This is a genomic window from Saccharomonospora sp., from assembly GCF_027317685.1.
In the GTDB taxonomy this organism is placed as follows: Bacteria; Actinomycetota; Actinomycetes; order Mycobacteriales; family Pseudonocardiaceae; genus Saccharomonospora.
The window spans coordinates 1-22359 of sequence record NZ_DAHVQP010000079.1; the positions used below are offsets into that span (position 1 = coordinate 1).

The 22359-nt window shown below is 67.1% G+C and carries 23 protein-coding genes and 1 pseudogene; 10 read left to right on the forward strand and 14 right to left on the reverse strand.

Going from position 1 to position 22359, the window contains the following annotated elements; genetic code table 11:
• Positions 1-307: 307 nt before the first annotated feature.
• Entirely contained in the window at positions 308-895 is a 588-nt protein-coding gene (locus M7H19_RS09290) for a histidine phosphatase family protein (RefSeq protein WP_298179669.1), read from the forward strand.
• 18 nt (positions 896-913) lie between these two features.
• Positions 914-1399, forward strand: a complete 486-nt coding sequence (locus tag M7H19_RS09295) for a GNAT family N-acetyltransferase (RefSeq protein WP_298179671.1) — start codon at positions 914-916, stop codon at positions 1397-1399.
• On the opposite strand, the gene M7H19_RS09300 is transcribed toward M7H19_RS09295, so the two are convergent.
• Positions 1345-2625 (reverse strand): amidohydrolase family protein, encoded by a 1281-nt coding sequence (locus M7H19_RS09300; RefSeq protein ID WP_363321354.1) that lies wholly within the window; start codon positions 2623-2625, stop codon positions 1345-1347. The two genes, M7H19_RS09295 and M7H19_RS09300, sit on opposite strands and share 55 nt — an antisense overlap.
• 65 nt (positions 2626-2690) lie before the next feature.
• Positions 2691-4187, reverse strand: a complete 1497-nt coding sequence (locus M7H19_RS09305) for an oligopeptide:H+ symporter (RefSeq protein ID WP_298179674.1) — start codon at positions 4185-4187, stop codon at positions 2691-2693.
• Positions 4188-4478: 291 nt separating this feature from the next.
• On the opposite strand from M7H19_RS09305, the gene M7H19_RS09310 reads away from it, so the two are divergent.
• Positions 4479-5411, forward strand: coding sequence for an Lrp/AsnC family transcriptional regulator (locus tag M7H19_RS09310; protein WP_298179677.1), 933 nt, complete (start codon positions 4479-4481; stop codon positions 5409-5411).
• A 69-nt stretch (positions 5412-5480) separates the two neighbouring features.
• On the opposite strand, the gene M7H19_RS09315 is transcribed toward M7H19_RS09310, so the two are convergent.
• Entirely contained in the window at positions 5481-5960 is a 480-nt protein-coding gene (locus M7H19_RS09315; protein ID WP_298179679.1) for a hypothetical protein, read from the reverse strand.
• Between the two features lie 313 nt (positions 5961-6273).
• On the opposite strand from M7H19_RS09315, the gene M7H19_RS09320 reads away from it, so the two are divergent.
• Both M7H19_RS09320 and M7H19_RS09325 read left to right on the forward strand, forming a co-directional pair.
• On the forward strand, positions 6274-7200 hold the full coding sequence (locus tag M7H19_RS09320) for a diacylglycerol kinase family protein (protein ID WP_298179682.1): 927 nt from the start codon (positions 6274-6276) through the stop codon (positions 7198-7200).
• 301 nt (positions 7201-7501) lie between these two features.
• Complete coding sequence (locus tag M7H19_RS09325) at positions 7502-7756, forward strand: WhiB family transcriptional regulator (protein ID WP_298179684.1); 255 nt, start codon at positions 7502-7504, stop codon at positions 7754-7756.
• A gap of 202 nt (positions 7757-7958) precedes the next feature.
• Here M7H19_RS09325 and M7H19_RS09330 read toward each other — a convergent pair whose 3' ends face one another.
• Positions 7959-9494 (reverse strand): PAS domain-containing sensor histidine kinase, encoded by a 1536-nt coding sequence (locus M7H19_RS09330; protein WP_298179687.1) that lies wholly within the window; start codon positions 9492-9494, stop codon positions 7959-7961.
• A gap of 264 nt (positions 9495-9758) precedes the next feature.
• On the reverse strand, positions 9759-10235 hold the full coding sequence (gene ybaK / locus M7H19_RS09335; protein ID WP_298179690.1) for a Cys-tRNA(Pro) deacylase: 477 nt from the start codon (positions 10233-10235) through the stop codon (positions 9759-9761).
• Positions 10236-10408: 173 nt separating this feature from the next.
• Here ybaK and M7H19_RS09340 point away from each other — a divergent pair, with 173 nt between their 5' ends.
• Together M7H19_RS09340 and rsrA are read left to right on the forward strand one after the other, a co-directional pair.
• Positions 10409-11059 carry a sigma-70 family RNA polymerase sigma factor gene (locus tag M7H19_RS09340; protein WP_298179727.1) on the forward strand — a complete coding sequence of 217 codons (651 nt, stop codon included), beginning with the start codon at positions 10409-10411 and terminating at the stop codon, positions 11057-11059.
• Positions 11056-11406 carry a mycothiol system anti-sigma-R factor gene (gene rsrA / locus M7H19_RS09345; RefSeq protein WP_298179693.1) on the forward strand — a complete coding sequence of 117 codons (351 nt, stop codon included), beginning with the start codon at positions 11056-11058 and terminating at the stop codon, positions 11404-11406. Before M7H19_RS09340 ends, rsrA begins: the two co-directional genes overlap by 4 nt.
• Positions 11407-11493: 87 nt before the next feature.
• Here the strand turns inward: rsrA and M7H19_RS09350 are convergent.
• Both M7H19_RS09350 and M7H19_RS09355 read right to left on the reverse strand, forming a co-directional pair.
• Positions 11494-11640, reverse strand: a pseudogene (locus M7H19_RS09350) (alpha/beta hydrolase); the annotation flags it as partial.
• Positions 11637-12434 carry an SOS response-associated peptidase gene (locus tag M7H19_RS09355; RefSeq protein ID WP_298179696.1) on the reverse strand — a complete coding sequence of 266 codons (798 nt, stop codon included), beginning with the start codon at positions 12432-12434 and terminating at the stop codon, positions 11637-11639. The pseudogene M7H19_RS09350 and the gene M7H19_RS09355, both read right to left, overlap by 4 nt.
• A 127-nt stretch (positions 12435-12561) precedes the next feature.
• Between M7H19_RS09355 and rsgA the strand changes: the two genes are divergently transcribed.
• A complete protein-coding gene (rsgA, locus tag M7H19_RS09360) occupies positions 12562-13566 on the forward strand; it encodes a ribosome small subunit-dependent GTPase A (RefSeq protein ID WP_298179699.1) in 1005 nt (334 codons plus the stop codon).
• Between the two features lie 295 nt (positions 13567-13861).
• Positions 13862-14743: a hypothetical protein gene (locus tag M7H19_RS09365; RefSeq protein WP_298179702.1), complete on the forward strand. Its 882-nt coding sequence runs from the start codon at positions 13862-13864 to the stop codon at positions 14741-14743.
• Between the two features lie 81 nt (positions 14744-14824).
• Here the strand turns inward: M7H19_RS09365 and pruA are convergent, their stop codons facing one another.
• From pruA to M7H19_RS09380, 3 genes are read right to left on the reverse strand one after another with little or no spacing between them, the layout of a single operon-like run.
• Positions 14825-16453: an L-glutamate gamma-semialdehyde dehydrogenase gene (gene pruA, locus M7H19_RS09370; RefSeq protein ID WP_298179705.1), complete on the reverse strand. Its 1629-nt coding sequence runs from the start codon at positions 16451-16453 to the stop codon at positions 14825-14827.
• Between the two features lie 55 nt (positions 16454-16508).
• The gene (locus M7H19_RS09375) at positions 16509-17024 is read right to left on the reverse strand and encodes a hypothetical protein (RefSeq protein ID WP_298179708.1); all 516 of its coding nucleotides are present in this window, start codon (positions 17022-17024) and stop codon (positions 16509-16511) included.
• Positions 17021-18463, reverse strand: a complete 1443-nt coding sequence (locus M7H19_RS09380) for a wax ester/triacylglycerol synthase family O-acyltransferase (RefSeq protein ID WP_298179710.1) — start codon at positions 18461-18463, stop codon at positions 17021-17023. The genes M7H19_RS09375 and M7H19_RS09380 overlap by 4 nt, the downstream gene beginning before the upstream one ends.
• Before the next feature lie 90 nt (positions 18464-18553).
• Here M7H19_RS09380 and M7H19_RS09385 point away from each other — a divergent pair, with 90 nt between their 5' ends.
• Positions 18554-19324, forward strand: coding sequence for an RNA methyltransferase (locus M7H19_RS09385; protein ID WP_298179714.1), 771 nt, complete (start codon positions 18554-18556; stop codon positions 19322-19324).
• Positions 19325-19328: 4 nt separating this feature from the next.
• Here the strand turns inward: M7H19_RS09385 and M7H19_RS09390 are convergent, their stop codons facing one another.
• The 4 genes from M7H19_RS09390 to M7H19_RS09405 form a co-directional block, all read right to left on the reverse strand.
• Complete coding sequence (locus tag M7H19_RS09390; protein ID WP_298179717.1) at positions 19329-20090, reverse strand: ESX secretion-associated protein EspG; 762 nt, start codon at positions 20088-20090, stop codon at positions 19329-19331.
• Positions 20087-21067, reverse strand: coding sequence for a hypothetical protein (locus M7H19_RS09395; RefSeq protein ID WP_298179719.1), 981 nt, complete (start codon positions 21065-21067; stop codon positions 20087-20089). The genes M7H19_RS09390 and M7H19_RS09395 overlap by 4 nt, the downstream gene beginning before the upstream one ends.
• Positions 21068-21329: 262 nt before the next feature.
• Complete coding sequence (locus M7H19_RS09400; RefSeq protein WP_298179721.1) at positions 21330-21977, reverse strand: DUF3558 domain-containing protein; 648 nt, start codon at positions 21975-21977, stop codon at positions 21330-21332.
• Positions 21974-22359, reverse strand: a 386-nt coding sequence (locus M7H19_RS09405; protein ID WP_298179723.1) for a hypothetical protein, incomplete at its 5' end; no start/stop codon positions are given. The genes M7H19_RS09400 and M7H19_RS09405, both read right to left, overlap by 4 nt.

A 22359-nucleotide genomic window follows, 5' to 3' on the forward strand; every position in this document is an offset into this window, starting at 1 on the left:
CGGATGGCGTGGCGATGGTGCCCAGCCCGAGGGCGCTCGCCGTGTTCACCGCGAGCAGGCCGAGCAGATGCCTACGGGAGAGCGGACGCATAGGTTCGTATTCTGCGCACACAGCGCGTGAACACAAATCGTGTTCGGTCAAATTCACTCAGTCATCAGCGGGGTTTGCGATTCCCATCCGACCCCGTACGAGTACACCCGCCCCACCCGACCAGGCGATCATGATTGCGGACAGTGACGACGATGACAGCATTGCCGCCCGTCTCAACTACCTCTTCGACCCCTGGAAGACAGTTATATTGCAGGCGTGCATGAGCACCACGTGTTCCTCCTGCGCCATGCCCTGACGGAGTGGTCCTCCGTCAAGCGATACGTGGGACGAACCGATCCGCCACTGACCGCCGTCGGGGAACGGCAGGCGCACGCCGCCGGGCGCACCTATGCCCTCATGTCCGACGACTCGTCGGCCCTGGTGCTCAGCAGTCCTCGCCGCGCTGCTCTCCGCACCGCGGAACTCGCCGGGCTGGTCGTGTCCGACCTCACCGAGGACCTCGTGGAATGGGACTACGGTGACTACGAAGGCTTGAGTCACGCCGAGGTCCACGATCGCGTACCGGGCTGGTCGGTGTGGTCACACCCGATACCCGGCGGGGAGAACGCCGACCACGTCGAACGCAGGGCGGACGCGGTACTCGAACGGACCCGCAAGGAACTCGCCGACCGTCCCGTCGCGCTCGTGGCCCACGGTGACTTCGGCCGGGTGCTCATCGCCCGCTGGCTCGGTCTTCCCGCCACGGCAGGCCGTCGATTCCGACTCGACCCCGCGAGCCTCACCGTGCTCGGCCGGGAACGGAACGAGCCGCAACTCCTCCACCTGAACATTCCCCCGTCCTGATCGATCCCCGGAGGAAAATTGAACCCGCGTATTCGCCGCGTCCGCGAGTCGGACGTGGACACCGTCGTCGAACTCGTCCATGACCTCGCCGAATACGAGAAGGCGCCACACGAGTGTCACCTCACGTCCGAGCAGCTGCGTGCGGCACTATTCGGCGAGAACCCGGCCCTGTACGGACACGTCGCCGAGATCGACGGCCGCATCGCAGGCTTCACGCTGTGGTTCCTCAACTTCTCCACCTGGCGCGGCGTACATGGCATCTACTTGGAGGACCTCTACGTCCGGCCGGAGATGCGCAGTAGGGGCCTCGGCAAGGCACTGCTGGCAACACTTGCCAAGGAATGCATCGACCGCGGTTACGCCCGGCTGGAATGGTCGGTCCTGAACTGGAACCCCGCCGTCGAGTTCTACCGCTCGCTCGGCGCACAGGCCATGGACGAGTGGACCGTCTACCGGCTCACCGACGCATCGTTGGAGAAACTGGCCGCCGAGGTCGCGGACTGAGCGGGACCGGACGGGTCGGGCCGGACTCCGACGGCACGCCCGTCCTGGTAGACGGCCCTCACCCGCTCGCCGAGACCCTCCACGCGCAGCGGATCACCGTCGACGATCACGAGGTCGGCGCGCTTGCCCGGCTCGATGGAACCGAGAGTCTCGTGCAGCCCCATCAACTCGGCGGCCGACAGGGTCGCGGCGTGCAGGGCGTCGGCGGGGGTCATGCCCTCCTCCACCAGCAAAGCCAATTCGACGAGGTTCTGTCCGTGCGGATACAGCGGCGCATCGGTGCCCATCGCGATCGGTACACCCGCCTCCACCGCTCGCCGCACGCTGCGGTTGGCCTCGGCCTGCTCGATCTTCTCCATGATGTGTTCCGGGTAGGTCACCCCGTTCTCCACCGACTGCCGCAGGCCGAGACCTGAGGCCAACGTCGGCACGAGCCACACCCGCCGCCGAGCCATCTCCTCCAACGTCTCGTCGTCGAGTTGATTGCCGTGTTCGATGGAACGGACCCCGTTGCGCACGGCCGCCTTCGCCCCCTCACCGTGGGCGTGGGCCATGACGAAGCGACGGGCGGCCGTGGCCTCGGTCACCAACATCGCGATCTCGTCGTCCCGGAAGTGCGGGATCTCCGGACCCGCGCCGCTGGAAACGAGTCCGCCGCTGGTGGCGACCTTGATGACATCCGCTCCGGCCCGGACGAATTCCCGGACCTTCCGCCGGATCTCCTCCGGTCCGTCCACGACCACGGGCGGCCGCCCCGGATGCGGGGGCAACAGGTCCATCACGCACGTGGAGGGCCACCACGGATCGCCGTGCCCACCGGTCTGGCTGAGCATGTTGAGCGACACCTGCATCCTCGGCCCGGGGATCAGCCCGCGTTCCTGCGCCACTCGCATACCCAGGTCGGCACCGCCCGCGTCCCGCACCGTGGTGATTCCCGCCGCGAGCGTGGCGGCCATGTTGACCGCGCCCTCGTAGAACTGGAGCGAGAACGGTTCCTGCGCCACCCGGAAGACGTCGGTGTCACTCATCGTCAGATGGACGTGGCAGTCGAACAGCCCCGGCAGCACCCCACAGCCGGTGCAGTCCACCTCGACGTCACCGTCGAGATCGGACCCGACCGCGACGATGACCCCGTCCTCCACCGCGACATCCGCCGTGTCGGTCGTGCGGCCGACCGCGTCGAAGACCGTTCCTCCCCGAAACACCATGCGTGTCGATGTGCTCAATGTGGTCGTGGTCCTTTCTCGTGAGTACAGGGACGGTGTGGCGGTTGAGCCGGACGCGGTGGCTCTCAGACCTCCACGGGGACATCGGTGCGTTTACGGATCAGCGGTGCGGCGGCCAACAGGACCAGGCCGAGCGCGACCGTTCCGATCCCCACGGCGGCGAAGTAGCCTGCCGCCGATTCGGCGTCGTAGAACTTCACAAGCTGCGCCGCGATGCCCTGCCCCGCGGCCCCGGCGGCCAGCCACAGGCCCATGGTCTGGGTGGCGAACGCCGCCGGAGCCAGGCGGGCCGTGGCCGACAGGCCGATGGGCGACAGACACATCTCGCCGATCGTCACCACCGCGAGACTGCCCACCAGCCACAGCGGATGGGCCTGGCCGTCCTGCGCCGAAGGCAGCACGAGCAACACGTACGACAATCCGGCGATGACGAGCGCGACACTGAACTTGTGCGCCGTGGCGGGCGGCCTCGCCGACCGGTCGAGCCGCAGCCACATCAGCGCGAACAGCGGTGTCAGCACGATCAGCATGAACGAACCGACCGACTGGAACCACGACGCCGGAATGCTGAATCCGAACGCGTCGAGGTCCGTGCTCTCGGCCGCGTACTGCGCGATGACGGTGGCTCCCTGCTCCTGGATCACCCAGAAGAACACGGCGGCGACGAACAGCGGGATGTAGCCGCGCAGCCTCACCCGCTCGACCTCCGTGGTACGGCTGCTGCGCAGCATGGCCACGAAGTACGCGATCGGCAGAGCCACGGCCACGAAGCTGATCAGGTTGACGACACCGCCGGTCGTCAACACACCCGTCGTGGCGCAGAACACCACGCCGAGGAGCACGGCCACCACCGCCGAGACCACGGTGGCCAGTCGCTCCCGGGGGATACCGTCGAGCCGCAGCGGGTTCTTCGGCCGATCGCTGGCCGCGCTGAGGTGGCGCTGGGTCCACAGATAGACCACCAGACCCACGGCCATGCCCACGGCGGCGATCCCGAATCCGAGGTGGTAATCGTAGGTCTGGCCCACCGTGCCCACCACCAGCGGGGCGGCCACGGCACCCACGCTGATGCCCATGTAGTAGATCGAGAAGCCCGCGTCCCGGCGCGGGTCGTTCTTGGCGTAGAGGTCGCCGACGGACGACGAGATCGTGGGCTTCAGCAGGCCGGTGCCCGCCGCGAGGAGCACCATCGCCACGAACAAGGCGGTGGCTTCTGCGGGCAACGCCAAGCAGAGGTGCCCGCACATGATGAGTACGCCGCCGAGCAACGTCGCCCTACGGTCGCCGAGCAGCCGGTCGCTGATCCAGCCACCCGCGATGGCCGACATGTAGGTCGCCGAGCCGTAGACCGCCACCAGTGAACGTGCCGTGTCGGCGGGGATGCCGAGCCCGCCGTCCACGACCCGGTCGTACATGTAGTACAGCAGCAGGGCACGCATTCCGTAGTACGAGAAGCGTTCCCACGCTTCCGTGAAGAACAGGCCGACAAGGCCTCGGGGATGCCCGAAGAATTCTCTGTCCGACGCCTGTGGTGCAACGTGCGTCGTGCTGCGGACGCCCATCGGCGTACCTCCCGAAACGATCGGTGGTCTACGCGACACAGCCCGGCGGGCCGGCACGATGGGCGCTGACCATACAGTTGCCATAAACCGGTATCAAGGAACGAATCGTCGCCAAAAAGCCGGTTTTCTCCGATGTATCCGCAGATAAAAGAGGGTTTTGATACTTTTTCCGCGAACGTGACAAGAGTCGCGTTCCGAGTGCGATACGTTATCGACCGATTCGCGACGGTCACCGGGTTCTCGGCCTGGTCGTCGATCTGGTCGACCTGTCGGCAGGCCCCTTGGAAGGTGATGCGGGTGGAACTGGACGAGGTCGACGAACAGCTCGTCCGCGCGCTTCAGCACAACGGCCGGGCATCGTATGAAGCGCTCGCCCAGCACGTGGGGCTGGCCCGGTCGACCGTCATGGCCCGGGTCCGGCGACTGATCGACCAGGGCACACTGCGGCTCGTGGGAGCCGTCCACCCCAGCGTCCTCGGCCTCAATCAGATGGGGCACGTGATCGTGGACGTCGAAGGCCCCGCGCTGCCCGTCGCCGAACGGCTCACCACGCTGGAGGAGACCTCGTTCGTCACTACGACGGCGGGGCGGTTCGCCATCACCGCGGAGTTACGCACCCTCGATCTCGACACGTTCGCCGAAGGACTCGCGCGCGTCCAGTCGGTCCCCGGGGTACGAACCGTTCAGGTACTCACCTACACCTACCTGTGGAAGGACCCCTACTTCCCACCCGGTCCGCTGGGCAGCGCCGGAGCACCGGTTCACGTCGATCTCGACGCCGCCGACCACGCCCTGACCGCCCGTCTGCGCGTCGACGGCAGGGCCTCGTTCGCCGAACTCGCCGAGGTCAGCGGACTGTCACCGGGAGCGACCCGGACGCGGGTGCTGCGGCTGCTGGACTCGGGCGTGGTGCACGTGGGCGCCCTCGTCCGACTGACACCGCTGAGCAGCGTGCACACGATGGGCTTCGCGGTGTCGGTGGAGGGGCCGACCGAGCCGGTCGCTCGTCAGCTTGTCGAGCTTCCCGAGGTGGACAGCTTCGCCGCGGGCATGGGGTGGTGCAACGGCGTCGGCTCGATCAGAACGAGTTCCCAGGCCGCGGCGTTCGACACGCTCGAACGCATCCGGGCCCTGGACGGCGTCCGGACGGTCGAGTCGTGGGCGCACCTCCACGCCATGAAGGAGGAACACGACACGGCTGCGCCGTGTCCGCAGCCTGCGTAGCCGTGTCCGCAGCCTGTGTAGCTGTGTCCGCAGCCTGTGTAGCTGTGTCCGCAGTTCCCGTACGAAGTGCTATTTGTCCCGCCGCTCGCGCTCGGCCGCCCGGCCCGCAGCGCCACCACGACGCGCGGCCTCTTCCTCGCTCTCCCCTTCCTGCTGCCCCAACACCCAGGCGCGCGAGGGCTCACGGAACAGCAGCACTATGACCGCGAGTCCGATGAGCATGATGGGCACGCCGATAGCGGAGCGGTCCGAGGGGCCTGCCGCGTACCAGCCCACGCCGATCACGACGAGGTTCACCACCAACGCAGGCGACCGCGCCCACGTCTTGCCCAGCAGCAGGGCCACCGCACACGCCAGCACCCCGAGGGCCAGCACCACGTAGTAGATGATCTCGGCGGCGAGAATGGTCCCTCCCATGACGGGCTCGTCACCGCTATTCACGACAAGGAGCACACCGAAGACCAGAAGGGTGAGGCCGGGCAGGGCTGTGAGGGCGCCCGCGATGCGGACTTCGCGGGGAGCGGGAGAGATGGTGTCTCGGATCGGCACGGGATCCTCGCCTTCCTGAAACGTGACGGACGTGACCGTGCGTGAGCACCTCCGATGGTATGCCACCCGGTCGGACGTTTTATCTCGGTGGCTCTCCGGGCAAAGATTCTGGTGTCGTCGATGAGCGGGCGGTCGTGCCCGGGGTGCAACTCGTCGCGGCAGGAGCCGAAACGGGAGAACAGCGGGAGGCGGTAGGCGGAAGCGGAGCGAGAAGCAGGCCTCGCGGTGCGTGGGTCACGTAGTGACGAGATTCGCAGCGAGAGTTGAGGCGACGAGCGCCGCAATCGACGTCCGGTCGCCTACTCTGCGGCTGGTGCGTGCTGTTCTCGTCGTCAACCCACAGGCCACCGCGACCACACCTGCTGGTCGCGACGTGCTCGCGCACGCGCTGGCCAGTCAGGTCGAACTCGACGTGGTCGAAACCGACTACCGTGGGCACGCCATGATGGTGGCACGGGCCGCCGCATCGGACGAGGTGGACCTCGTCGTGGCGCACGGCGGGGACGGCACGGTCAACGAGGTGGTCAATGGCCTGCTCTCGACCACGGACGGCAAACCGAATTGCTACGCCTCGGCGCCGATGCTCGGTGTGGTGCCCGGAGGCTCGGCGAACGTGTTCGCCCGCAATCTCGGTCTGCCGCGTGATCCGGTGGAGGCCACTCATCACTTGTTGAACGCCATCGGGCAGGGCCGGGGCAGGCAGGTCGGGCTCGGCCGCGCCGACGGTCGGTGGTTCACGTTCAACGCGGGGATGGGTTGGGACGCCGATGTCGTCGCCGCTGTGGATCGGCGTCGGGGCAAGCGCACGAGTCCTTGGCTGTATTCGCGAACGGCGGTGGCGTGTTATCTGCGCCCCCCGCAGGGCCGTCCCGAGTTGACGGTGCGTGTGCCCGGCGAGGAACCCGCGCAGGTCCGTACCGCTTTCGTCTCCAACACAGATCCTTGGAGCTACCTGGGTCCCCGCCCGGTGCATCTCAACACCGGCTGCTCGTTCGACTTGGGTTTGGGGCTTTTCGCGCTGACGGGGCTCGGGCTGCCGACGGTGCTGCGACATGTCCGTCAAGCGTTACGTCGGCGTGGTCAACATCGCGGTCGACGTCTGGTTCGTCACGACGACGTGGCTTTAATCAGCGTAACAGCGGAATCGCCGGTAAACTTCCAGGTCGACGGAGACCTGGTGGGTCAGCGCACTCACGTGGAGTTCGTCAGCGTGCCCCGTGCGCTCACGGTTGCGGTCTAAGCCTTCGCTGAGCACCTGCTGCCGGTGAGCAACAGTCACGTGATCACCTGCGGCAAAGTCCGTGTTACCACTCGGCGACGGGAACGGTCCACTCACCGCACCGCTTTTCCGGCGTCGACGCGACGAAAGGGCAAAGCCGCAGGTCAAACACGTCACTAAGGCGGGTGAGCTGACTCACCGATCCCCGCAAAACACTTGTCGAACCCGTGTGTTCGTGAAAGCATTCACAAGCACCCCAAAAAACGACCGCCATGACGACTGTGGCGTGGAACACCGCGCCCGAAATAAGGAGCTCAAAGAAATGGACTGGCGCCACCGCGCGGCCTGCCGAGACGAGGACCCGGAACTGTTCTTCCCCGTGGGCACCAGCGGTCCCGCTCTTTCTCAGATTGCCGCGGCGAAGGCTGTGTGCCACCGCTGCACCGTTGCCTCCGACTGCCTGGCCTGGGCTCTGGCCAGCGGCCAGGACGCCGGTGTCTGGGGCGGTATGAGCGAAGACGAGCGTCGCGCTCTCAAGCGTCGTCGCGCGCAGATCAGCACGCGTAGCAACTTCTGAAAGAAGCGGCACCGCGTTCGCCCTTTCCTCCCGCGAAAAAGGGCAAAAGCTCGAAGGCCGGCATCCGTTTCGGGTGCCGGCCTTCGAATGCGACATATGCCACTTCCGTGGCCCCGGTTCCGTCCCCGTTCCCCGTTCCCGCCATTCGCATTCCTTCGGTCCGAGTCGGATCGGTGGGAAATCGCGTCGAACGAACCGGGTGTCACGACCGGCGGCTGAGCGGAATGCGCACAGCGGCCTCGGTTCCGCTTCCTTTTCCTTCGTTGCCGTCGTCGGCCGACCGTTCCCCGGCCGCGGTGTCCTCGCTCATTCCTCGCAGCGCCAACGAACCACGCAACTCCGACTCGACGAGAGTGCGGGCGATCTGCAGGCCGAGTCCGTCGGCACGGTCCAATGAGAACCCGGCGGGCAGACCCTTGCCGTTGTCGCGCACGAAGACGTCCAGCCAGCGCGCCGAGCGCTCGACCACGATGGTCACCTGGCCCTGCCGCCCACCGGAGAACGCGTGCTCGACAGCGTTCTGCACGAGTTCGGCGACCACCATCACCAGTGGCGTCGCGATCTCCGCGGCGACTTCGCCGAAGGAACCCGTCCTGGTCAGTCGCACCGGCAATTCGGCGGTGGCGACCTCCCCCACCATCGGCAGCACCTTGTCGAACAGGCTGTCGAGGTCCACGCGCTCGTCGACCGACATCGACAGCGCCTCGTGCACCATGGCGATGGACGACACGCGCCGCACGGACTCGGTCAGCGCCTGCTTGGCCTCGGCCGACTGAGTGCGCCGGGACTGCAGGCGCAGCAGCGCCGCGACCGTCTGCAGGTTGTTCTTGACCCGATGGTGGATCTCTCGGATCGTGGCGTCCTTCGACAGCAGGGCCCTGTCCAGCCGCTTGAGCTCGGTGACGTCCCGCACCAGGATGAGCGCGCCCGCCGCTCTTCCCGCCGGCCGCAACGGCAGCGCCCGGAACAGCACCACCGCGCCGGGCAGGGTCTCCACCTCGGTACGGGTGCCGGGCTTGCCGTCGATGGCGTCCTGGATGTGGTGGGCGACGTCGGCGGCGTCGAACGGATCGCGCACCAGGGATCGGGTCAGCGGGACGAGGCGTGTGCCGACCAAGTCCGATTCGTAGCCCATGCGGTGGTAAGCGGACTGGCCGTTCGGGCTGGCGAACACGACGGTGCCGCTTTGGTCCACGCGGACGAGCCCATCACCGACCCGCGGGCTGGTGTGTACGCCGGTGTCCGTCTCCGCGCACGGGAACGTGCCATCGGTGATCATCTGGGACAGGTCGGCCGCGCTGCCGAGATAGGCGATCTCCAGCGGACTGGGGACCCTCGGCGTGGCGAGGTTGGTCTCCCGGGACAGCACCGCGATGACCGAGTCGCCGAAGCGGACGGGGATGGCCTCCCTGCGCATCGGCAGGTCGCGATACCAGTGCGGTTCTTCTTCCCGGCAGATCCGCACCTCCCGCATGGCCCGGCACAGCTGTGGGTGTTCGTCGCTGGTGAACCGGGTGCCCACGACGTCCTCCGGGTGCGCGGTGGGCCCCGTGGTGGGTCTCACCTGGGCGACGCACACGAACTCGTCCGCGCCTTCCTCGACGGGAACCCACATGAGGAAGTCCGAGAACGACAGGTCTGCGAGGAGTTGCCATTCGGCGACCACTCGTTGGAGATGGTCGACGGACTCGCCGGGGAGCCCGGTGTGGTCGGCGAGCAGCTCAACAAGCGTGGACATGTTTCTCCTGGAAACGGTGGTGAGGGGGGTCGGAAAAGACGCAGGCCACCCCGTGCCACACTAAACGTGACGTCTGCAGGCAAGGAGTGAGAATGTCGAAGCGAGCCCGCAAGCGGCGTGACCGCAGGAAGAAGAAGGCCAACCACGGCAGCAAGCCCAACTCCTGACGAGAGCGCTCCGCCCGGCCGCGTAAGTTACGTGACGGGTTCACGCACTTCGCGCGCCGGGCGCGTAGCGACGTCGAAGATTCGGGCGCATCGACCATCAGCCTGCAATAGGCGCCACGGTGGCGCCGGTGAGTTCCACGAGATCGTCGGGGGCGAGTTCGATCTCCAGGCCCCGGCGGCCACCCGAGCAGAACACGGTGTCGAACCGGCGGATCGAGGTGTCCACCACGATGGGCAGGCGCGTTTTCTGCCCCAGTGGCGAGATGCCGCCCAACACGTAGCCGGTGGCACGCTGAGCCACGGCCGTGTCGGCCAGCTTCGCCCTCTTGCCTCCGCAAGCCGCGGCGAGCGCCTTCAGGTTCAGCTGGCCCGTGACGGGAACCACCCCTACTGTGAGCTTGCCGTCAACCTCGGCTACCAGCGTTTTGAACACCCGCTCAGCGGCAATTCCCAATGCGGCCGCGGCCTCCGAGCCGTACGACTCCTCTCGCGGGTCGTGGTCGTACATGTGCAACGTGTGCGAAACCTTGCGCCTGGCCAACAGCGCGGTTGCGGGTGTTCCCTTTCCTGCCACGTCACCGGATGGTAGCCGGGAATACCACGACAGAGCCGGGCGTTGCACATAACGTGTCGACGATGCTGACCACACCACCGGGCCGGTCCGGGGTCCTCACCGCATCCCTGGGTGGAACACGGCCGGCTCGAACCACGACACGCCGCTACACCGGCGTCAAGGAAGGGAACGGTTTGCCGAGCACCCAGAGCCCTGTCGACATCCCTACGGCAGAGTCGGATCCGGGCGCGGACACCGAGCGCGAGCTGGCCGAGCGGTTCGAGCGTGAAGCCATGCCGCTGGTCGACCAGCTCTACTCGGCAGCGATGCGCATGACGCGCAACCCGGCCGACGCCGAAGATCTCGTGCAGGAGACCTACCTCAAGGCCTATGCTGCCTTCTCCTCGTTCAAGCAAGGCACGAACCTCAAGGCGTGGATGTACCGCATCCTCACCAACACCTACATCAACGGGTACCGCAAGCGGCAGCGGCAACCGGTCCAGCAGCCCACCGAGGAGATCACCGACTGGCAGCTGGCCAAGGCTGAGAGTCACACCTCGACCGGTCTGCGGTCAGCCGAGGTCGAAGCCATGGACAAGCTGCCCGACACGGACGTGAAGGCCGCGTTGCAGCAGCTGCCGGAGGATTTCCGGCTCGCCGTGTACCTTGCCGACGTCGAGGGGTTCGCCTACAAAGAGATCGCTGAGATCATGAACACGCCCATCGGCACAGAGATGTCGCGTCTGCATCGAGGCCGGGGCCAGTTGCGGAACCTGCTCGCCGATGTTGCCCGGGAGCGGGGTTTCATCCGCTCCGGCCAGCAGCGGGAGGTGGCGCGTCGATGACACTGCGCAACAGCTCAGGTGACTCGAGCGGTAGGTCGGACAAAGTCGGCTGCGACGACGCGCTCGCGGAGATCTACCTTCTGCTCGACAAGGAATGCACTCCCGAGCGGGACGCCGAGTTGCGGCGGCACATCGAGGACTGCCCTCCGTGTTTGGAGGAGTACGGCATCGACGAGCAGATCAAGCAGTTGTTGGCTCGCAAATGCGGTGGTGACCACGCGCCCGCCGAGCTGAAGAGCAGACTGCAGGCATCGATCCGACGAACCGTCGCGGAACGCAGCGGCCGGAGCATCGAGGAGACCGAGTTACGACTCCAACGCACCACCGAGCCGCCGGTTCAGCCGTGAGACCGTAGATACCGCTGACGCGTCGGCGTGCCCGCACCGTGCCGCTCACGTCGTGAGCGGCCGTAGTACGCGAGTGAGCCATTCCGACGCCGCCCTCGCCACGGCGTCGAGGTCGGGCGCGTCGATACCCCCACCGGCCCCGTGGCCGAGCAGCAACGCCGCCACACCCTGGTCAGTGCGGTGCACCGACGCCCTCGCCGGGCCGTACGGGGTCTCGATCTCGATGGCGGTCATTGGGGGTCCGGCAGGTCGAACAGCGCCGTGTCGAGCTCGGTGGCCTCGGGCCGTGCCGGTTCGACGAGTTCCGGGCCGTTGTTGCGCACGTTGTTGACCCTGGTGGACACCGGCCGCAGCTCCAACTCGTCGTCCGCCCAGTCGACCTCGGGCGGGGTGAGCAGGTCCACGACATCGGTGCGGGCGGGGTCGAGCCAGTTCGCCCACCGCTGCCGGGGCAGGGCCAGTGGCATCCGCTCGTGGATGTCGGCCAGCCGCCCCACCGCCTGCGTGGTGATCACCGAGCAGGTGATCAACGGGGGTGTGTCGGGGTCGGCTTTCGGGTCGCGCCACGTCTCCCACAGTCCCGCGAGCGCCAACGACGACCCATCGTGTGTGGTGATGAAGTACGGTTCCTTGGGCGCCCTGCGGCCCGTACCGCCTTCGACGGCCTTCCACTCGAACCAACCGTCGGCGGGGATCAGGCAGCGTCGACGGGAGAGCGCCTTGCGGAACGCGGGCTTCTCCGAAGCCGTCTCCGCCCTCGTGTTGATCATCCGGTTGCCCACGGAGGGGTCCTTGGCCCAGAACGGCACGAAACCCCAACGCATCACGCGAAGGCTGCGCACGGGGGACTCATCCTCCAACACCGTGCCGTCGGCGTCCCGCGGGAACCGCTCGACCACGGTGGTGACGTCCTTCGTCGGGGCGATGTTGTAGTCGGCCTGCGGAGCCTGACCCTCGGTCCCGTCCACCGCGTCGAACTCCAACATCAACGTGGCGGTGTCCTTGGTGGCGGCGTAACGGCCGCACATCGGCATCGGCCTCCCTCGTCATTCGCGCTCCCGATCACCATCGTGACACGGTTACCCAGCCGCGGCGAACATCGTGCGAGATCATGGTCGGTGATGGAGAACGGAACGGAATCGGGGTGGCACCGGGTTGACCCGCAGGGATTGGCGCAGTCTTGACGAGAGTGACGTCCGAGTCCGTCCGGGCAAGGGCTCCAGGCCCCGCAGCAAACGCCGCCCCGCGCACGCCGACGCCGTGCCCGCGGTGGTGGTCGCCGTCGACCGGGGCCGTTGGCGATGCGCGGTGGACGACGACCCCGAACGCGTCGTCACCGCTATGCGGGCCAGGGAACTCGGGCGCACCCCCATCGTCGTCGGTGACCGCGTGAAACTGGTGGGCGACGTCAGCGGAAAGCCGGACACACTCGCCAGGATCGTCGGAGTCGCCGAGCGCGAGAGCGTGCTGCGCCGCACGGCCGACGACACCGACCCGTACGAGCGTGTGGTCGTGGCCAACGCCGAACAGCTGCTGATCGTCACGTCGCTGGCGGACCCGCCCCCGAGAACGGGGTTCATCGACCGGTGTCTCGTGGCGTGTTACACGGGCGGCCTCGACCCCGTGCTCTGCCTGACCAAGGCGGATCTGGCCAGCCCCGACGAGCTGCTGGCCCACTACGCCGATCTGCACGTGCCCGCAGTGGTGACCCGCTACGACGAGGACAACGCCCAGCTGCGAGACATCCTGCGCGGCCGGGTGTCGGCACTGGTCGGACATTCGGGGGTCGGCAAATCCACGCTGGTCAACCGCGTGGTTCCCGACGCCGATCTCGCCACCGGGGAAGTCAGCGCGATCGGCAAGGGCAGACACACGTCCGTGACCGCGGTCGCGCTGCCGTTGCCCGACGGCGGTTGGGTGATCGACACGCCCGGTGTGCGGTCGTTCGGCCTCGCGCACGTCACCCCCGACGAAGTGGTGGAGGCGTTCCCCCAGTTCGCCGAGGCCGCCGAGGAGTGCCCACCGAACTGTGGCCACCTGGGCGCGCCCGAGGATCCGGACTGCGCGCTCGACGACGTGGTCACCTCGGGATCGGCACGACCGGAACGGCTGGAGTCCCTGCGCAGGCTGCTCGCCTCACGAACGGAACCGGAGACCTGAAGCCTCGATCACCTGCACTCGCCGGTGGACGTCCAGACTTCCCCGGCCGATCGGATCAGCGAGGAAAGTTGAGCCCGAGCCGCCCGTCCACTTCGAGACGGCCCCGGCCGGCGATCTTTTCAGGGAAGTGACCGTTCGGGTGTTCTCCCAGGTCATCCGCGCTGTCTTAGCTCGAACCGAGTCCCGGAAGCGGGGGCTGTTTAAACTTTGTGAGGTCGGCATGGAACCCTGTTCTTCGAATCCACGTCTGAGTCGTTGAACGAACTCGGACCTGAAATTCCATTAAGGGGGATCCATGCGTACCTCTGTCCTCGCAGCGGGCGGCGTCGCGCTGGCGCTGGTGCTGACGGCCTGTGGTGATGACGGCGGCGACTCGAACGACTCCGCGTTGCAGGGCGGCAACAACAGCTCGAGCTCGGCGTCTCCGTTCTCGGACATCTCGCAGCTCGTCGCCTCCGCACAGGAGCAGACCAACAAGAGCCAGTCGTCCAGCTTCACCATGGAGATGGACATGGCCGGAATGAAGATGCAGGCGCAGGGCGAGGGCGTCTACTCGGGTACCAACCCCCAGATGTCCATGACCATGCAGATGGACATGCCGGCGGAGGCCCAGGCTCAGGGCATGGGCAGCATGAGCGTCGAGATGATCATGGACGGCCAGGACATCTACCTGAAGATGCCGTCCGAGGCCAACCCCGACCCCAGCAAGCCGTGGATGAAGATGTCGGTGGGCGAGGACATGGGAGGCCAGAACCTCGACCAGATGGCTCAGCAGAGCGACCCGACGAAGATGCTGGAGCAGCTTCAGCAGGCCGGCGGTGAGATCGTCAACAGCGAGCAGACCACGCTCGACGGTCAGGACGTCACCCACTACACCATCGAGCTGGACCTGTCCAAGGCCGGCGACATGGTCGGTGACCCCAGCGTCGCCGCGGCCATCCCCGAAGGCACCATGATCCCCCTCGAGCTGTACCTCAACGGTGAGAACCTGCCGGTGCGCCTCGAGATGAACATGGACGAGCTCATGCGCTCCACCGGCATGCCCGGTGCGGGTAGCGCCACGACGGTGATGACCTACAGCGACTGGGGCAAGCCGGTGAACATCCAGGCTCCCCCGGCCGACCAGGTCGCCGAGATGGACATGGGAGCGGAGCCCGGTCTGACCCCCGGTTCCTGACCCGGTCTCGTTGACTTCGAACTGAACAAAAACCGCCTCGAGAGCCTCCTTCGGCCCTCGGGGCGGTTTTTCGTGTGCCGATCAACCCATGTGCGGGTAGGTGATGTCGACGGGAGCGTCGAAGGTCTCCTTAATGGAGCGTGGACTGGTCCACCGCAGCAGGTTGAACATCGAACCCGCCTTGTCGTTGGTACCCGAGGCCCGCGCCCCACCGAACGGCTGCTGGCCCACGATCGAGCCGGTCGGCTTGTCGTTGACGTAGAAGTTGCCCGCCGCGTGCCGCAGCGCCCGGTGGGCCTGGCCGATGGCCCGGCGGTCGTCGGCGAACACCGCGCCTGTCAGCGCGTACGGCGCTGTGGTGTCCACCAGCTCCAGCACCTGCTCGTACTCGGCGTCCTCGTACACGTACACCGCCATGATCGGGCCGAAGTACTCGGTGGAGAACACCTCGTGCCGCGGGTCGTCCGAGACGAGCACCGTCGGTTCCACGAACCAGCCCACACTGTCGTCGCACCCGCCACCGACCAGTACCTCCAGGTGCGGGTCGGAGGGCACGCTCTCCAGCAGGGCACGGTGTTTGGCGAACGCCTTCGCGTTGATCACCGCGCCACCGAAGTGGGAGAGGTCGGTGACATCGCCGTAGGACACGGTCTTCGTCACCTCGGCCAACTGCTCCCGCAGTCCGGACTTCCACAGAGACGCCGGCACATACGCCCGCGAGGCCGCCGAGCACTTCTGTCCCTGGTACTCGAACGCGCCCCGCACCAGCGCCGCCACCAGCTTGTCCACGTTCGCCGACGGATGCGCCACCACGAAGTCCTTGCCGCCGGTCTCCCCGACGATGCGCGGATAGCAACCGTAGGTGTCGAGGTTGTCGGCGATGGTGCGCCACAGGAGCTTGAACGTCGCCGTCGAGCCGGTGAAGTGCAATCCAGCGAAACCGGGATCGGTGAGGGCGACCTCGCTGACGGCCTGTCCGTCCCCGGTCACCATGTTGATCACGCCGGGCGGCAGGCCGGCCTCCTCGAACACCTGCATGGTGTAGTGGGCGGCCAATTGCTGCGACGGCGTGGGCTTCCACACCACCGTGTTGCCCATCAGCGCGGGTGAGCTGGGCAGGTTGCCCGCGATGGCCGTGAAGTTGAACGGCGTGATGGCCGTGACGAAACCGTCGAGCGGCCGGTACTCCATCCGGTTCCACACGCCTGGCACCGAGTTCGGCTGTTCGGCCAGGATGCGCCGCGCGTAGGACACGTTGAACCGCAGGAAGTCGATGAGCTCGCACGCCGCGTCGATCTCGGCCTGCTGCACCGACTTGGACTGGCCGAGCATCGTCGCCGCGTTCAGGGTGTCGCGGTAGGGGCCCGCGATGAGGTCGGCCGCCCGCAGGAACACCGCCGCGCGCTCGTCGAACGGCAGCTCACTCCAGTCGCGGGCCGCGTCCTTGGCCGCCGCCACCGCGTCGGCCACGTCGGAATCGGTGGCCTGCGCACTGACGCCGAGCACATGCCCGTGGTCGTGGGGTTGTACGACGTCGAACGGGTCGCCACCGGCCATGCGGCGGCGGCCCCCGATGGTCTGCGGCAGTTCGTGCCGCTCGCTTTCGAGTTCGGCCAGCTGGGCCTGCAGGGATTCCCGCTCCGCGGTTCCCGGTGCGTACGTGCGAACCGGTTCGTTGGCCGGCACGGGAACGGATGTCACAGCGTCCATGGTGTGTCTCGCTTTCCGTGTTGGTCCGCCTTGTGGGCGGTGCGCAGGCCCATGCTTACATGAGTTCGAGGAGGAACGGCAGTTCCTGCGTGGCGTACCAGGCCAGTTCGTGGTCCTCGACGTCTCCGAGCGCCAATTCGGCGTCCTCGTCGCCCAGGTCGGCGTCGTCGATCACGGCCGCCGCGGCCCGCACGGCCCGCTCCGCCTCGGGGGTGTCCACGTGGATGGCCGCGATGGCGTCCATGGGCACCGACCCGGACACGCGTACCACGGCGTGGTCGAGGTCGGGCCGCAGCGTCACGTCCTCGACATCGGCCGACACCACCACGCGCCGGAGCGGTTCCTGCCCGTCGTCGGTGTCCTCCGGGTCTTGGTCGACCGCGAGCAGCCGCAAGGACGCTCGGGCGGCGTCGGTCAGGGCGACGTACTCCAGTTCTTCCGTCGAGCCGCTGGTGTAGGACTCGCGCAAGGCCGGGGTCAACGCGAACGCCGTTCCCCCCACGGGGGTCAGCTCCCCGGCGTCGAGTAGTTGCCTCAGCATGCCGATGGTGGCAGGCACGTAGATCCTCACCAGTTCGTCCCTTTCAGTTCCTCGATCGCTTCGGTGATCTTCCCCGCGAGCATCGAGATGTCCGACAACGCCTTCCGATCCCCATTTAGTCCAAAGTAGACACCATCATGGTAGGACGTGACGCCGATGGCCAACGCTTGGTCGCGGGACAACGGCAACACGGGGTAGATCCGTTCCAGCTCCGCCTCCCCCGCGTACAACCGATGTTGCGGCCCCGGCGAGTTGGCGACCACCACGTCGAACAACCGCCCCGACAGCGAACTCGCCGCCCGCGCGGCCAACGAATGCATGGTGGCGGGCGCGAACCCGCTCACCCGCACCATGGCCCGGGCCGCCACCGACCGACGTGTCCGCACCTGCTGCCCCATCGTGTGCGCGACGCGCTGCAGGCGCAGTACCGGATACGGCTCGCCCACCGGCAGGTCCACCAGGCACGGGTCGACTCGGTTACCCAGTAACGCGATCGACGAAAGCTCCGCGTTCTCCGTCGGATGCACGGCCAACGGGGCCAGCGCACGCACCGTGGTCGTGTGTTCCAACGGCACTCCGCGCGACAACAGCCACTGCCGTAGTGCACCGGTCACCACCGCGAACACGACGTCGTTGATCGTGCCGCCGTGGCGCTGTCGGATGGCGCGCAGCTCGTCGAGGTCGGCGGACACGCCGCTGAACACGCGCCCACCGCTGACCCGCGTGTTCAGCGGCCCCCGTGGCGCGGGACGCACGAGGGAACGGACGGTGGTGGCCACGTCCCCGACGACGTCGAACGCACGTTCCGCCGTGCTGGCGACGTCCTTGGCGGCGTTGCGGACGTTCTCCGCGACCTCGCCGGGACGGCGCAGGGTGTCGGTGACCGCGTCGAACAACAGCCGCGCACGCCCCGGGCGGGGCGAGGGTCGCCAACCGGCCCAGGTGGCGTCGTCCGTGGCCGCTGCGGGCTCGGTGGCAGCCTCGGGCTCGGTCGGTTCCGCGTCCAGGACCAACTGCGCGAGGTCGAGCGTGTCGGTTCCGTCCACCAGCGACTGGTGCGTCTTCGTCACCAGCACCACCCTGTCGCCTTCCAGCCCCTCCACGAAGTAGCACTCCCACAGCGGACGGTCCCGGTCCAGGGGACGTGCCAACAGACGGGCGACCAGTTCGAACAGTTGCGTGTCGTTGCCGGGCGCGGGCAGCGCCGACCTCCGCACGTGGTAGCTGATGTCGAAGTCGGTGTCGTCGAGCCACAGCGGCCTGGCGAGGCGTCCGGGCACGAATTGGACACGCTGCCGGTAGCGCGGCAGATACGCCAGACGCCGCGAGATCAACGCCCGCACCCGAGCGTAGTCGAGCCCTGTGCCAGGAGGCCGTCGCAGGATCGCCACGCTGCCCACGTGCATGGGCACGGAGGACTCCTCCACGTAGAGGAAGGACGCGTCCAGCGCGGAGAGACGGTCGGCCATGACGCCGATCCTGACAGAATCCGCCCCCGGACGCTGTGGCTGCGAGCCCGGACAGCGGCGGTGCCCTCGCGTGCTGGGAGACTGGGCGATGTGGGTGACAAGCAGGCGACCTCGCCGAAGGACCGCTTTCTGACCGTGTACGGGCGCAAACCCGTGTTGGAGGCTTTGCGCGACCCGGCCCTCGACGTCGACAAAGTGATCATGGCCGATACCGTTCGTGGTCCTGCGGTCGCCGAGATCCAACGCGCCGCCGAGGCCCGGGGCGTGCCGGTGCGACGCGCCAGCGCTCATCGGGTGAAGGTGCTGGCGGGCAACGGCAAGCAGGATCAGGGTGTGCTCGCCGATGTGGTGGCGCCTCGGATGCGTCCGCTCTCGGCGGCGCTGGAGGGCCGGACACCGCCGTCGCCGGTGTTGGTGCTGGACGGCATCACCACGTCTGCGAACGTCGGCATGATCCTGCGTACCGCCACGGCCGCCGGGATTCCCGGTGTGGTGGTGCCGCGTCGTGGTGTGGCCGCGCTCGATCCGTTGGTGGTGAAGGCGTCGGCGGGGGTGGCTTTCCGTGCGCCCGTGTTGCGGTGTGCGACGGCGGTGGAGGCCGTCGAGCTGCTCGTCGAGGCTGGTTACACCGTCTACGCGCTCGGCACGCGCGCCGACGTGGACACCACGTCGTTGTTCGACGTGAGTGTCCCGTCGCGGGTGGCGTTCGTGCTCGGCGGGGAGACCGATGGGGTCAGCGTCGCCGTGGCGGATTCGGTGGCGGGCTGGGTGTCGATTCCCATGCCGGGTGATGTGGAGTCGTTGAACGTGTCGGCGGCCGCGGCGGTGGTGTGTTTCGACCTGGTCCGCCGCGGCCGGTGAGACGTCAGGCGTGTTGTGTCCTGACGAGGTGGCTGCGCAACGATTCGAGCGTGGCCGCCAGGGTCGCCGCGTCGGCGGGTTGGACGCGGAGTTCCTCTTCGTCGCCCGTTCGGACGCGGTGATTGAGGTAGCGGCCCCAGTCGGTGTCGACGTAGTGCAGGGGGTTGCGCAGGGTGTGGCGGTGCCCGGAGGGGTCGCGTTCCGCCACGTACAGTTCGCCCCCACCGTAGGCGGGTCGTTCCATGACTTTGGAGATCTCGGCGACGACGGCGGCCACCGCCCGGTCGTGGTGGGTGTGTTGGAGGGCTTCTTTGAAGTCGGTGACCCGCACCACCCAGCGGCTGCCGCCGCCGGGTCCTACGTCGGGGAGTTGACGTACGAGTGTGGCGGGCAGGTCGGTGTGGTCGGCGACGGTGAGGGTCACCCGGTCGCCTTCGCGTACGGCGAGCACGCCTTGCAGTCCCCGGGACGCGGCGAGCACGCTCCAGGTGGGGCCGTCTTCCTGGGACAGCCAGCCGTAGTACTCGATCGCGGCGTTGGTGAGTACGGGTAGCCAGTCGAGGAAGTCGGGGTCGAGGCGGCCGCGTCGGTCGAGCAGTCCCGCTTCGAGCAGCTCGTTGTCCAACGCGGAGCGCGCCGAGGCCTGTTCTTCCTGTGGGATCCACATGGGCTCGGGCTGCAGTGCCAGGTGCAGTGTGCCGAGGCCCTCGCGTTCGACGGCGCCGGCGAGGGCCCCGACTGAGAGGGTGACGTGTTTTTCGTTCACTGACCGATCACCGGGGGTGCTGTTTTGCCGAGGTCGCCGATGAATGCCTCATCGGGGTCGTTTTCCTGCAGGTAGGAGGCGCGCTGGTGTTCCTTGTCCTCGTCGCCTTGGCCTCGACCGGCTCCGGCGGCGCCCATGGGGGCCATGCCCGCGCCGCGTGCGCCGCCCGCCGCACCTCGGGCGGGGTCGCCCAGCGCGGCGGCTGCTCCGCCGATCGGCCCGGTTCCCGTGGCGCGAGGGGTTCCGGCAACGCCACCCCTGGCCGCGGCGTCACCGCCGGCGACGCGGGCGCCCGCACCGCCCTGGCCGCCTTGGCCACCTGTGGTGGAGGCGGCTCCCCCGCCTCCGTAGAGGCGACTTCCGGCGCGTCCGGTGTTGGCGCCGGTGCGTGGTGTGGTGCCCGGTTTGGCGCCCGGCTTGGCGCTGCCGCGACGGTTCGTGTCCTGGCCCTGTCCGCCGCCGATGGGTGCGGCCGCGTAGCCGGGTGCCGGCGTCGCGCCGCCACCGCCGCCTGCGGGTGCGTTCGGCTGCACGGGCGCGCCGCCACCGGGGACGGGGCCGCTGCCTCCGGCACGTCCGGGGTAGGGGGCGGTGCCCACGATCGGGGCCGCGCCGGTGGACGGTCCGGATCCGGCCGGTGCGCCGCCCGCCACGCTGCGAACCTCGGGTGTGGCGGACACGTCGGTGCTGACGGCGCTGGGCGCAGTCGTGTCGATCTTGATCGGGACGCCGCTGGGGGTCAGGGTGGTGTAGGCGCGGGGGAATTGCTGGTTCGCCGACGTGACCGCTTCGTACTTCTTCATGACGTCGACGTTGTGCTGTGCGGCCCGGTTGTGTTCGGCCAGGCCCTTCTCATAGTTGTCCGAAGCCCCGCCGAGGGTGATGGCGTTGTCCCACCAGTTCGGTTTCTCCGGAGCCGGAGGCACGGGCTCAACAGAGTTCGCGGTCTGATTCCACGCCTGAGCCTGCTTGGACACAGACGCAAAAGTACGCTCCATGTTCTCAGCGGACTCCTGCAAAGCAGGCACAAGCGGACCAGCCCCCGACACCGCCGCCGCACCCGCAGCCCCAGTCCACCCGGACTCCATCCGCTCCTGAATCTGCTTAATCGCTATGGCACGGTCCTCATAGCTCTGCCGAAGCTGCACCAGAACATCGGCAACGCTTTCCATACCGCTAGTCCCGTGACCATTTTTGAAGTTCTCGTAAATTTGCTCCGCCCGAATCCCAGACCACATATCAGGCTTCTCCCCTCAAATTGCCGACAACATCCTCCGCCACTTCACTCACCACAGAGCAAGCCCTGTCGGGATTTTCTTTATAGAAACTCGCCACCACCGAAAAAGCCATTTCCTCGGAAACCCCGACAGAAATTCCGCACTCGCCATCAGCACGTCGATCCCACTGACTCACATAGGCAGCAGGGTAATCGAGAACTGTCGCATCCTCCCAGTAAGCGAATTCCCCCTGCTCATAAAGAGACCGAAGGCCCGCCAATCCTCCGAACCCTCTTTCAGCATTTCCGGATAGGATAGTAACGGTCAGGAGACCTTCCTCACCTTCCCGCGCCTGCCAAAAGCAGGCGGGACCGGTCCAGGCAGCGACAGTATCGGATTCCTCTAATTTTGCAGTTCCCTCGGAATCGTATCCAAGCTCACCCAGGATTTCCTGCGGAACAAGATCGCACGGCATCGAGGAAAATGGGGACAGGTCCAATGATTCCGGAATTGGATAGCCCCCGAGGGGAGGGTCCGTGGAACTGGATACTTCTGAAGTAGCGGGAACTTGAGCGGACGGCGTTCCAGACTCCTCAGAAGAGCAACCAGAAGAAATTCCCGAAGCAGCCAATAGAACAGCACTACAGGATAGTATTTTCCGCACTGTCACACTTCTCCCATGTTTCCCGAGCCGAACGCGGAGGCACCATCAGAGTCAGACTGACCGATTGAACTTTTTGCCTCCTCGAGTTTTTCAATGAACTCGGAAACATATTTCTCCATAGAGAAATTTGACTCTTCCAGTGCGGCAATACCATCGTAGAGCGACTTAACGAAGGCGCTACTGGGTTGATCCTCGGAAGGATGAGCAGAAGTTGTGCTCAACATGGAGAACTCCACTCTGTCCTCTTTCAGTTGCTCGAGCAGCTCCTTCCAGTCTGCGATGACCGCCTCGATCTCCTCCTTGTCGAAGGACCATGAGCCGGCAGCGCCGAGTCTCACCGCAGTGTCGGCAGCGGCCTTCGCCGCGCCCATCGCAGCCAGCCCTCCCG

What these genes read in the sequence shown, in the direction of transcription:
- M7H19_RS09305 (WP_298179674.1), bottom strand. Translation starts at nt 4,187, where the DNA reads ATGGGCGTCCGCAGCACGACGCACGTTGCACCACAGGCGTCGGACAGA.
- M7H19_RS09310 (WP_298179677.1), top strand. Translation starts at nt 4,479, where the DNA reads ATGCGGGTGGAACTGGACGAGGTCGACGAACAGCTCGTCCGCGCGCTT.
- M7H19_RS09325 (WP_298179684.1), top strand. Translation starts at nt 7,502, where the DNA reads ATGGACTGGCGCCACCGCGCGGCCTGCCGAGACGAGGACCCGGAACTG.
- M7H19_RS09330 (WP_298179687.1), bottom strand. Translation starts at nt 9,494, where the DNA reads ATGTCCACGCTTGTTGAGCTGCTCGCCGACCACACCGGGCTCCCCGGC.
- rsrA (WP_298179693.1), top strand. Translation starts at nt 11,056, where the DNA reads ATGACACTGCGCAACAGCTCAGGTGACTCGAGCGGTAGGTCGGACAAA.
- M7H19_RS09355 (WP_298179696.1), bottom strand. Translation starts at nt 12,434, where the DNA reads ATGTGCGGCCGTTACGCCGCCACCAAGGACACCGCCACGTTGATGTTG.
- M7H19_RS09365 (WP_298179702.1), top strand. Translation starts at nt 13,862, where the DNA reads ATGCGTACCTCTGTCCTCGCAGCGGGCGGCGTCGCGCTGGCGCTGGTG.
- pruA (WP_298179705.1), bottom strand. Translation starts at nt 16,453, where the DNA reads ATGGACGCTGTGACATCCGTTCCCGTGCCGGCCAACGAACCGGTTCGC.
- M7H19_RS09380 (WP_298179710.1), bottom strand. Translation starts at nt 18,463, where the DNA reads ATGGCCGACCGTCTCTCCGCGCTGGACGCGTCCTTCCTCTACGTGGAG.